At 69.5% G+C, this 10,849-nt stretch carries 11 protein-coding genes; 3 read left to right on the top strand and 8 right to left on the bottom strand.

The genetic code is table 11. The features are described from left to right. Window positions 1-655, top strand: a 655-nt coding sequence (locus CH341_RS22535) for a YidB family protein (protein WP_342635029.1), incomplete at its 5' end; no start/stop codon positions are given. A gap of 49 nt (window positions 656-704) precedes the next feature. Beyond that, window positions 705-917, top strand: coding sequence for a hypothetical protein (locus tag CH341_RS33830; RefSeq protein ID WP_146604582.1), 213 nt, complete (start codon window positions 705-707; stop codon window positions 915-917). 86 nt (window positions 918-1,003) lie between these two features. Here CH341_RS33830 and CH341_RS22530 read toward each other — a convergent pair whose 3' ends face one another. Both CH341_RS22530 and CH341_RS22525 read right to left on the bottom strand, forming a co-directional pair. After that, window positions 1,004-1,603 carry an HXXEE domain-containing protein gene (locus CH341_RS22530; RefSeq protein ID WP_111421215.1) on the bottom strand — a complete coding sequence of 200 codons (600 nt, stop codon included), beginning with the start codon at window positions 1,601-1,603 and terminating at the stop codon, window positions 1,004-1,006. 179 nt (window positions 1,604-1,782) lie between these two features. Continuing rightward, window positions 1,783-2,835, bottom strand: a complete 1,053-nt coding sequence (locus CH341_RS22525) for an NAD(P)-dependent alcohol dehydrogenase (RefSeq protein WP_111421214.1) — start codon at window positions 2,833-2,835, stop codon at window positions 1,783-1,785. 331 nt (window positions 2,836-3,166) lie between these two features. On the opposite strand from CH341_RS22525, the gene CH341_RS22520 reads away from it, so the two are divergent. Continuing rightward, window positions 3,167-3,661: a hypothetical protein gene (locus CH341_RS22520; RefSeq protein WP_146604581.1), complete on the top strand. Its 495-nt coding sequence runs from the start codon at window positions 3,167-3,169 to the stop codon at window positions 3,659-3,661. Window positions 3,662-3,712: 51 nt separating this feature from the next. Here CH341_RS22520 and CH341_RS22515 read toward each other — a convergent pair whose 3' ends face one another. The 6 genes from CH341_RS22515 to CH341_RS22485 all read right to left on the bottom strand — a co-directional run bounded on the left by CH341_RS22515 (window position 3,713) and on the right by CH341_RS22485 (window position 10,746). Continuing rightward, on the bottom strand, window positions 3,713-3,919 hold the full coding sequence (locus tag CH341_RS22515) for a hypothetical protein (RefSeq protein ID WP_111421219.1): 207 nt from the start codon (window positions 3,917-3,919) through the stop codon (window positions 3,713-3,715). A gap of 380 nt (window positions 3,920-4,299) precedes the next feature. Next, window positions 4,300-5,406, bottom strand: coding sequence for a serine hydrolase domain-containing protein (locus CH341_RS22505; protein ID WP_245431195.1), 1,107 nt, complete (start codon window positions 5,404-5,406; stop codon window positions 4,300-4,302). A 400-nt stretch (window positions 5,407-5,806) separates the two neighbouring features. Continuing rightward, window positions 5,807-7,138, bottom strand: a complete 1,332-nt coding sequence (locus CH341_RS22500; protein ID WP_111421210.1) for a DUF2254 domain-containing protein — start codon at window positions 7,136-7,138, stop codon at window positions 5,807-5,809. Between the two features lie 800 nt (window positions 7,139-7,938). After that, a complete protein-coding gene (ispG, locus tag CH341_RS22495) occupies window positions 7,939-9,189 on the bottom strand; it encodes a flavodoxin-dependent (E)-4-hydroxy-3-methylbut-2-enyl-diphosphate synthase (protein WP_111421209.1) in 1,251 nt (416 codons plus the stop codon). Window positions 9,190-9,255: 66 nt separating this feature from the next. Beyond that, window positions 9,256-10,182, bottom strand: coding sequence for a DMT family transporter (locus CH341_RS22490; protein WP_245431194.1), 927 nt, complete (start codon window positions 10,180-10,182; stop codon window positions 9,256-9,258). An 84-nt stretch (window positions 10,183-10,266) separates the two neighbouring features. Then, window positions 10,267-10,746, bottom strand: a complete 480-nt coding sequence (locus tag CH341_RS22485) for a transcriptional repressor (protein WP_111421208.1) — start codon at window positions 10,744-10,746, stop codon at window positions 10,267-10,269. Window positions 10,747-10,849 lie beyond the last annotated feature (103 nt).

The following is a 10,849-nucleotide window of genomic DNA, read 5'->3' as shown; positions in this document are numbered from 1 at the left end:
GCACCGCCGATGCCTTGCAGCCGTCGCCTCCGCACGCGATCTATGCTGCGGGGGCGGCCAGGAGGCGACCATGGGACTTCTCGACGTCATCAATGGAATGATGAACGGCCCGCGCGGCGAGCGCGCGCCCGAGCCGGCGGGCGGCGCCGGCGACAAGAGCGGCATGTCGCCCATCACCATGGCGGTGCTCGGCCTGCTCGCCTACAAGGCCTACAAGCATTTCGGCTCGGGCAGCGCCCCGGTGCCGCAGGCCGAGACCAATGCGCCCCCGTGGGGTCCCGGCAAGGTCGGCCATCAGGAAGGGTCGAGCGGCGGTCTCGGCGGCCTGTTGGGCGGGCTCGGCGGCCTCCTGGGCGGCGGCGCCGCGGGCGGCGCGCTCAGCGGCGGCCTAAAGGATCTGGTCGACCAGTTCCACCAGAAGGGCAAGGGCGACGTCGCCGACTCGTGGATCGGCAAGGGCCCCAACAAGTCGATCTCGGCCCGCGACCTCGAGGAGACGCTCGGCCGCGACCGCATCGACGAGCTCGCCCGCCGCACCGGCCTGTCACGCGACGAGCTTTTGGCCGAGCTCAGCCAGCGCCTGCCCGAAGCCGTGGACGAGGTGACGCCGCAGGGTCGCCTGCCCAGCGAGACCGAGGTCCGCCGCTGGCTGTGACGGGCGATGGTGCCGACATCTCGCGGCGCTAGACGGCCGAAGTCTGTCGGTGCTCGTGCTCCGCGAAGGCGGAGCACCCAATACGCCGCAGCGCGTCGGGCCAGTCGCGGACCTCGGTGGATACTGGGTCGTCCGCCTGCGCGAGGGCTTTGCACAACCCGTCATTCCGGGGCGCGCGGACCGCGCGAACCCGGAATCCAGCGGAGAACTCGGCATCGTCGGCTGGATTCCGGGTCCGGCGCTACGCGCCGTCCCGGAATGACTAATGTTGTAAAGCCCTCGCCTGCGCGGACGACGACGACCGAGCGGTCGTGCACGATGGTCGGCGACGACGCACCCGCCTCGTGATCACACCAGCGCGGGCGTCTTACGACGGAAGGGGATCACGAACAGGGCGGCGATCGGGACGTGGAGCAGCACGCCGGCGACCAGCAGGCCGGCGATCTCGCCACCCGACAGGGTGCCGCGGAGATACTCGGCGGCGAAGACCCAGATCGTGAAGGGCAGGAACATCACGATCGAGGTGACGAGGCCCGGATTGTAGCCGCGGAACCGCACCGTCGTGCCGATATGCGACAGCCCGTTGACGAAGGTGAGCCCGACCCAGCCGAGGCCGACCCAGCGCAGCGCATCGGGAAACAGCGCGGCGAGGCCGATCGGCACCCACACCCAGGCGATGTTGACGAGCGCGACACCGCCCTCGTCCACCGGCCAGTCGTCGCGGCCGGTCTTGAACACGTGCGCATTGGCGTATTGGCGGAAACCGCCCGGCCACAGATGCTCCTCGATCTGGTGCACCATGTAGATCACCAGCAGGGCCGCGAACATCGCCTGCTCGCTGGCCGGATTCTTGATGAACAGCGCGAGCCACAGGGCGGCGCCGAGAACGGCGAGGAACGGCAGGGTCTTCTGCCAGCCTTCGGCGATGCGGTGCAGAGCGTCGGCCATGAGGTCTCCGGGGGTGTGCGATCTCGCGAGGCGATCGCACCACTCTACCGCGAGATCCCGAACTCTCCGTTAACGTGTGAGGACACGACGTGACGCGGACCCCGGCGACGCGAAGGGCCGGCAGAAGCCGGCCCTCGGTCTGATCAGAACGGTGCTGCTCCGCAGCCCGGCGCGAAAGCTCACGCCGCCTTCAGGCTCGCCATGTCGATCACGAAGCGATACTTCACGTCGCTCTTCAGCATGCGGGCATAGGCCTCCTCGATCCTCTGGATCGGAATGATCTCGATGTCGGACGTGATCCCGTGCGTGCCGCAGAAGTCCAGCATCTCCTGGGTCTCGGCGATGCCGCCGATCAGCGAGCCGGCGAAGCTGCGGCGTTTCCAGATCACGCTGAAGGCACCGACCGAGAGCGGCTTCTCGGGCGCACCGACCTGCACCAGCGTGCCGTCGCGCTTCACCAGGCCCAGATAGGCGTCGATGTCGTGATCGGCCGCGACCGCGTCGACGATCAGGTCGAAGCTCTCGGCATGCGCCTTCATGGCCTCCGGGTCGGTGGACAGCACCACCTCGTCGGCGCCGAGCCGCTTGCCGTCGGCGACCTTGCTCTTCGACGTCGTGAACAGCACCACGTGGGCGCCGAGCGCATGGGCGAGCTTGACGCCCATGTGGCCGAGGCCGCCGAGCCCGACGATGCCGACCTTCTTGCCCGGCCCCGCCTTCCAGTGCCGCAGCGGCGACCAGGTGGTGATGCCGGCGCACAGCAGCGGCGCCGCCGCGGCGAGGTCGAGCGTCTCCGGCACCTTCAGGACGAAGTCGTGGTCGACCACGATGGCGTCCGCGTAACCGCCGAAGGTGTGGCCGCCGCTCTTGCGGTCCGGGCCGTTGTAGGTGCCGACGAAGCCGTTGTCGCAATACTGCTCGAGCCCCTCGCGGCAGCTCGGGCAGGTGCGGCAGGAATCGACCATGCAGCCGACCGCGGCGACGTCGCCGACCCGGAAGCGCGTCACCGCGCTGCCGACCGCCGTGACACGGCCGACGATCTCGTGGCCCGGGACGCTGGGGTAGAGCGTGTTCCCCCATTCGCCGCGCACCGTGTGGAGATCCGAGTGGCAGACACCGCAATAGAGGATGTCGATCGCGACGTCGGTCGGACCCGGATCGCGGCGCTGGAACGTGAAGGGAGCGAGCGCCGTGTCGGCGCCCGCGGCGGCATAGCCCGTGCAGGTGAACATGAATGCTCCGAGAGACAGCGACCCGCCCCGGGGAGGTCGGGGCGGCGAAATGGGCGGTCGGCAGACGGCACCGCCGGTCTCCCTCATCAAGTCACGCGCAGAACGATTGCAAGGCGCGGCTCCCGCATTGCCGCCCTGCGCCGGCCTGCCGACGGCGGCGACCCGCCGGCGCGGCGCACATCGGGCCGCGTTGGCGTGGAGCTCCGGCGACCCCACTCGCGTCGCGCGCAGAGGACTGGTATCATCGCCCGGGACGTGCGGTGACGCCTGCGGCCGGCCGCTCCGCGCACGCGCCCCGGTCCCGCTAAGTCCCACTCGACAGGGGGTCATCATGGCGAACGTACCGATGAACCCGCCGCCGTCCGGCGGCGTCGCACTGGCGGATTTCCCGGCGCTGCGAACCTTCCTGTACCAGCCCTGGACCAACTGGCAGGGACTGTTCCAGGGCTGGTTCAGCCCGCAGATCACGTTCGGCGCCAACCTCCAGGACCGTGGCGTCGAGGCCCACGTGCTCGACACGGTCGGCAGCTACGGCAAGCAGCTCAACACCATCCTGGACGCGATCTCGGTGATGATGGCGGCGTCGAAGATCGACCGCCCTGCGCTGAGCGCCGAGGAGCAGCTCGCGCTCGGCCGCTTCGACGAGCTGGCCCGGCTCGCCGACGAGGCGGCGACGCAGTATCAGGGCAAGCCGCACCGCGGCCCGCTGTCGGAGGTCAACGAGCTGCTCGACGACCTCGCCGCGCTCAAGCGGGTCGACGCCGCGGCCTTCAACCGCATCTGGAACCAGATCCGCGACGCCCTGCCGCCCGCGCCGCGCGGCTGAGGCCGCGACCTCACGAGGCCGGGCCGGGCACGCGGTCGCGCGAAAAGACGATCAGGCGCGCTTGGCGGTCGCTTGGTCGATCTTCCTGGCGATGAGGATCGCGGCCGGAACGGCGAGCACGAAGCCGACCGCCGCGACGATCGGAATCAGGCTCATGCCCTGGTTGTAGAGCGACGGGATGCTCACCACGACCACCACCAGCGCCCCGGCGAGCGTGATGCCCAGCATCATCCAGATCAGCACGGCGAGCTTCATCATCTGTCGGATCTCCACCTGACGCGGGATCCTCTACTCCCCTGCCTCGCCGCACGGGTTGAGTTAAATCAAACATGCGAATGCGTGCAATCGGGCGCAAGGAGCGCAAAGAGTTGCGCTGCCCGGATGGGGCCTCGCTGATCGCGTCGTTCGGTCCGGTGCAATTCGCTGTTCGCTCGTTGCGCCCTGCGGCGCCGTCGCTGGGGCCCCCGCCCCTGCTCCGCAGCCGTCCTTGCGCAGGCGGCGATCAGATCCTGCACGGCCGAGAGCTCGGCCGACAGGATGATGCGGGCGCGCGGCAGACCGATCTCCTCAGCGCGGGCGGCTCGGGAGCATACCGTCGGGCACCGGGATCGTGAGCGATCCCGGTGCCCGCGACGGCGTCAGGGCCTCGGCCCGAAAGCGTTCGCGTAGACGAGGTTCTTGAACAGGTTTCGGGCGTGGATTCGGTTGAACGGCGCCTGGACCATGATCACGCCGACGATCCGTTCCTGCGGGTCCACCGTGAAGGCGGTCCCGCCGACGCCGGACCAGTTTGCGTCACCCACGCTCCCCGGTGTCACGGCCATGCCGGGCTGCGTCCGCACCGCGAAACCCAGACCGAAGCGATATCCCGGGCCGGCGATCGCCGCAGGCGACCCGGCCATGCCGACGATGTGGTCGCTCAGCATGAAATCCACCGTCTTGGGCGAGAGGAGCCGCACACCGTTGAGCTCTCCCCGGTTCAAGATCATCTGAGCGAACTTGAAGTAGTCTTCGGCCGTCGACACCATTCCGGCGGACGCCAGCCGCATCCGGGCGCCCGGGTCCGCATCGACCCGCACCCATCCCCAAAGCGCCGCCTTCAGCGGATCGCTGTCGAACGCATCGGCGAGACGGTTCGCCTTGCTCGGCTCCACGTTGAATCCGGTGTCCGCCATCCCCAGCGGCGACAGAACGAGCTCACGGACAAGCACATCCAGTCGCTTGTTGGTGATGCGCTCCAGGATGATGCCGAGCACGTCCGTCGACATCCCGTACTCGAACGTCGTACCGGGCTGGAACGCCAGCGGGATCGCGGCCAGCCGTGTCAGAACCTCGTCCGGACCGAGATCCTGCTTGAACGTCTCGACATCCTTCTCGGCATAGGCGTCGGCGACCTCCTTGGGGCGCATGCCCAGGAACTTCTGGGTGAAGCCCGAGGTGTGGCGCATCAGATCCTGAACCGTGACCGGACGCGCCAGCGCGACCGGCTCCTGACCCGGCGCGCTGAAAGCCTTCAACGGCTTCAGCTCGGGGACGTAGTCCGTGATCGGATCATCGAGCCTCAATTGTCCACGCTCGACCAGCATCATCGCGGCGACGCTGATGATCGGCTTGGTCATCGAGAAGATGCGAAAGATCGCGTCCTTCGGCATCGGCCGGGTCGAATCCTTGTCGAGCGACCCTTGCGCGCTGAAGTGAATGATCTTTCCGTCCCGCGCGATCAACGTGACCGCACCGGGCCACATCTTGCGGGAGATCTGCGTCTGGATGGCGGTGTCGACCGCCTGGAGCCGGGGTGAAGCGCTCTCGGCCGGCGCACCGGCGCTCGATTGAGCATTCGCGTTCGAAAGTGACGCACATACGAGCAACGCGGCAACGGCAGAACACGTCTTGACCGCACACCCCTGCATGGCTCTGTTCCTGCATTTGTCTCGATATCAAGATACTCCGGTCCGCGCACCGGCCTGTCAAGATCGGCGCCCCACTTGTTATGATTGGTGTGATAAGCGCGGCCGACTGCGCCCCGGAACGCCACGGGAGATACCCTGGCCGTCCGGACGTTCACTGCAGGCCGGGGAGGTCCTTGGTCGACCGACGGTCGTGGTTTTCAACCCGCCGTTCGGCCTTGCCGCGGAGGACAGGCTGCTAGTCTGCTCTGCGCACCGGGCGTGTCGCACGCGGCGGCAGGGCGGCGGCGGACCGCCCGCGCGCCTCGGCGACCGTGTGCTCCAGCGCCCGGCCATCGGCCGGCTCGTCCAGCGCGCCGGAGAGGCGCCGCACCAGCTCGATATGCTTCGTCAGCACGGCCCGCTGCTCGTCCGAGCGGGAGACTTCGAGGAGGTCGCCGAGCCGTGCGGCGAGTTGCATCAGCACCGCCGGGTCGTGCGCGGCCGATTGCCGGATCTGGAGGAAGGCGGCATCCACCACGCCCTCGTAGGTGCTCACGTCGGCGATCACCCGGACGGTGCCGTTCTGGTCCGTGTATTCGGGCCGCGGCAACGGGCGCCGTCCGATCGCTTCGACGGCCGCCGCAAGCCGGTCGATCACGGCCATCGCCGTGAACGCGTCGTTCATGCCCGGTGAAAGGGCCCGCAATGCGATCTCGACGAGCTGACGGATCGAGTATTCCAGATCCTGGTCCGCGGTCCGATCCGGGCCGATGACGAACGCGGCGCGGACGTCGTCATCGACGGGCTCCGGCAGCGGGTCCTGCGACAGGACGTCGATGCGGCCGCCGCCCCGGATCGCGAAATGCCCGGGCCTGATCCGCACCGTGAGCAGGGCGTTCCGGCGGGTGGCGATTCGGCACAGCGCGGCGTAGTCGACGAACTGGACGTATCCGCTGGTCTCGAGCGCGATCGTGCGCCGGTGCGATCCGCTCGGCAGCGGCCCGCCGACCGTGGCGACGCGGGCCTGCGGCTGCGCCGCGATCGCGCCGGCGAGGTTCTGCGCGACCCGGTCGATCATGGTGTCGGAGATGATCGAGCGGGCCAGCTTGTTGAGATAGAAGAGCAACGCGAACAGGCAGGTGACGACGAGCAGGCTGGCCACCGTGATGGCGACGTGCGGGACATAGGAGGCCCCGAGCTCCTCGTTGACGCTGCGCAGGATCACGAGCGTGTACAGGATGGTGGCGACGAAGAGGCCGATCACGGTCTGGATCTGCCGGTCGCCCATGAAGTTCCAGATCAGCCGCGGGCCGAGCTGCCCGGCCGAGAGCGACAGCACCACCATGGTGATGGACACGACGAGCGACGTCATGGTGATCATGCCGGACAGGAGCGTCGACAGCAGATCGCGGGCCGTGCCGGCATCGCCGCTGAACACCCAGCCCTGTCCGCCTTGCGGCGAGATGCGCAGGTCGAGACCGGAGTACAGCACCGCGAAGGCGAGGGCCGTCGCGGCGGCCGCCATCACGGCCGGGATCAGCCAGAGGCTCGTCCGCAGGCGATTGTAGGCGATCCGGACCCAAGCCACTGCCGCTTCTCCGATCTGCGGTCCGCCGGACCCGTGTCGGACGGGCGCGCCTGCACGCCGCGTCGGTGGTCCAATGCGGCCGGCCGGCGGGCGTTCCTGTCGGGCCGGTCGTCCGGGAGGTTTCGCGCTCCGGAAAGACCGGGGAACTCACCCGCCGTGCCATGGCGCCGCCTTTCCGGCCCCTTGACTATATTCCTATCTCGCTGTACACCCCTCTGGTCCTGCCCGTCGAGGGGCGTCGACCGGTGACGTCGGGCGATGGGGCAGGCCGGCGACGTGCGGCTTTTTTTGCGCGAGCCTCCGGCGACGGAGGGGAGCGTCGAGAACGCCGCACCAAGGGCGGGTCGGAGCCGCCGGAAAAGCCGGGCGCCGGAGCGACGGAGCACAATCCGCCGGCGCATGTGGCGCCCGCGCGCCTCGGCCTCGTCAGCCGGCGCCCGGGCGGCTCGGGAGTGCGCCGCCGGGCACAAGGGTCGGAAGGCCCCATGGACCTGGGAGCGGCCGCAGAGCGCGACGCCGGACCGCCGCCGTCGTGGTTGCGGACGCATGTGATCCGAGCCCGAGACCGCAAAGACGCCACCCGCGGAGCGCCGCGAGGCGTGCGCATCGAGCCTTCGATGCGCGCCGCGCCTTCTCGCGAAGGCGCACCGACAACGGACGCGCCTCACGGCGCTCCGCTCCCCTCGGCCATGTCCGAGGGACAGGGTCATGGGCACAGCCCGGGCGCAGAACAGCGCCGCGGGACCGGTGGAGGCTGGGTGGACGTTCCCGCGAGCGAAGAGGACCGAGGAGACCCCGCCCTACTCCGCCGCGGTCCTGGCTCCCGTGCCGTAGCGGCGCTCGATGTAGTCGATCACCATGGTCTTGAAGTCGGCGGCGAGCGTCGGGCCGCGCAGGGTCGCGACCTTCTTGCCGTCGACGAAGACCGGGGCCGTGGGGGTCTCGCCGGTGCCGGGGAGCGAGATGCCGATGTCGGCGTGCTTGCTCTCGCCGGGCCCGTTCACGATGCAGCCCATCACGGCGACGTTGAGCCGCTCGACGCCCGGATAGCGGGTCTTCCACTCCGGCATCGAGGTGTGGATGAAGCCCTGGATCTCCTTGGCGAGCTCCTGGAACGTCGTCGACGTCGTGCGCCCGCAGCCCGGACAGGCGGCGACCAGCGGCACGAACACCCGGAACCCCATGGTCTGCAGGATCTCCTGGGCGACCTTCACCTCGAGGGTGCGGTCGCCGTTCGGCTCCGGCGTCAGCGACACCCGGATGGTGTCGCCGATGCCCTGCTGCAGCAGGATGCCGAGCGCCGCCGAGGAGGCGACGATGCCCTTCGAGCCCATGCCGGCCTCGGTGAGGCCGAGATGGATGGCGTAGTTCGAGCGCTGCGCCAGCACCTGGTAGACGGCGATCAGATCCTGCACGGCCGAGACCTTGGCCGACAGGATGATGCGGTCGCGCGCCAGGCCGATGTCCTCGGCGCGGGCGGCCGAGAGCAGCGCCGACTGCACCATCGCCTCGCGCGTCACGGCGCGCACGTCGGCGGGGTTCGGCAGCTTGGCGTTCTCGTCCATCAGGTGGGTGAGCAGCTCCTGGTCGAGCGAGCCCCAGTTGGCGCCGATGCGCACCGGCTTGCCGTGCTTGATCGCCATCTCGACGATGGCCGAGAACTGCTTGTCCTTCTTGTCCTTGAAGCCGACGTTTCCGGGATTGATGCGGTACTTGTCGAGCGCCTCGGCGCAGCCCGGATGGTCGGCCAGCAGCTTGTGGCCGATATAGTGGAAGTCGCCGACGATCGGCACGTCGACGCCGATCTTGAGGAGGCGCTCCTTGATGCGCGGCACGGCGGCCGCGGCCTCGTCGCGGTCGACCGTGATGCGCACCATCTCGGAGCCCTGGCGGGCCAGCGCCGCCACCTGGGCGACGGTGCCGGCCACGTCGGCCGTATCGGTGTTGGTCATCGACTGCACGACGATCGGGGCGCCGCCGCCGACCGTGACGTTGCCGACCTTCACGGCCACCGTCTCGCGGCGCGTCGCCGGACCTGCCTGATCGCTCATCGCAAAACTCCTGAAATGCTCGACGGCGGAGTGCCAGACGGGCACGCCGACGTCAACGGACCGCGGTCATCGGGGCCGGTTCACCAACACCAGGCCCGTGACCACCAGGGCGGCCGCCACCGCGAACGGCCAGTCTATAGCATCCCCGAGCACGACATGCCCGGCCAGAACCCCGAACAATGGGGTGAGAAACGTGAACGCCGAAAGACGGCTGGCAGAATAGTGCTTCACCAGGGCGAACCACAGCCCATAGGTGATTCCGACCACCCAGATGGTTTGATAGGCCAGCCATCCGGCCGCCGCGGCCCGCGGTATTCCGGGAAGGACCTCCCCGAACCACAGGGCCGCGACCCCCAAGATGGGGATGGAGGCGGCCAGCTGGTAGAACAGCGTCTGCTCCGGCGCGGCGTGGACCAGCCGGGTTCCCTTGATCACCAGGGTGGTGGAGGCCCAGAACACCGCCGAGGCCAGCAGCAGGGCGTCGCCCAGCAGCGTGATCTCGGTCGGCGCGGCCGCGGCCGTGCCGGCCGGGGCGAGACCGGAGGGGGCGAGGAGATGCGGGGCGCCGATCGCCACCACGACCCCGAGGAACGCCGTCACCAGCCCGAACCACTGCAGCCGCCCGAGCCGCTCCCCGGGCAGCAGGAACGAGCCGCCGAGCGCCACGAACAGCGGCGCCGTGTAGAGGAAGATGGTGCCGCGGCTCGCCGAGGTGAGCAGCAGGCCGCGATAGATCATCACGAACTCGCAGCCGAACAGGATACCGGCGAGGAGGCCGGGCCCGAGGCTGCCGTCGCGCACGAAAAGCCGCACGCCACGCGCCCGCGACCAGGCGAACAGCATCAGCAGCGCGCCGGCCGAGCGGATCACGCCCTGGACCAGCGGCGGGATGTCCGGCACCGCGGCCTTGATGGCGACCTGGTTCAGCCCCCAGCTCAGGCTGAGGAAGATGATCGTCACGGTCGCGAGCGCATCGAGCGGGCGGGCGGGCACAGCGGGGGTCCCTGCGAGGAGGAAGGACGGGCCGCGCGGCCCGGACGACCGGGAGGCGGGGCGGCGACGGCGGGCCGGCGGGGGTCAGGCCCCGGCGCAATGGGCGCACACGCCCGTCACCTCGATCACCGAGATTTTGGGGGTGAACCCCATCGTCTCGGCCGCCGCCGCGATGGCGTCGGCGATGCCGGCGGCCGGCGCCTCGCCGACCGCGCCGCAGCGCTCGCAGATCAGGAAGGCGACCCGCGCCCCGGTCGCGTGCGAATGCGAACAGGCCAGGAACGCGTTGCGGCTCTCGATCCGGTGCACCAGCCCCTGGGCGATCAGGAAATCGAGGGCGCGATACACCGTGATCGGCGCCGGGCGCGGCCCCTCGGGCACCACCATCTCGAGAATCTCGTAGGCGCCCAGAGGCTTGTGGCTGCCCGCCAGGACCGAGAGCACCTGCCGGCGCATCGGCGTGAGGCGCTCCTGGCGCTCCTTGCACAGCGTCTCGGCATGGGCCAGCACCGAAGCGCTGCAGCGGGCGTGATCGTGATCGGGCGACGGGAAGACCTCGGGCATGCCTCCTATTTATCGCTCGGCCGCCGGGTCGCCGTCGATCTGCTGGTCGGGCCGAATGTCGACATGCACGCCTTCCAGCCGTCGCCGTCGGATTCCCGCAAGT

Origin of the sequence: Rhodoplanes roseus (assembly GCF_003258865.1) — a bacterium.
GTDB lineage: Bacteria > Pseudomonadota > Alphaproteobacteria > Rhizobiales > Xanthobacteraceae > Rhodoplanes > Rhodoplanes roseus.
The sequence above is the reverse complement of the archived record's forward strand: the minus strand, read 5'-3'. Positions and strand labels throughout refer to the sequence as shown.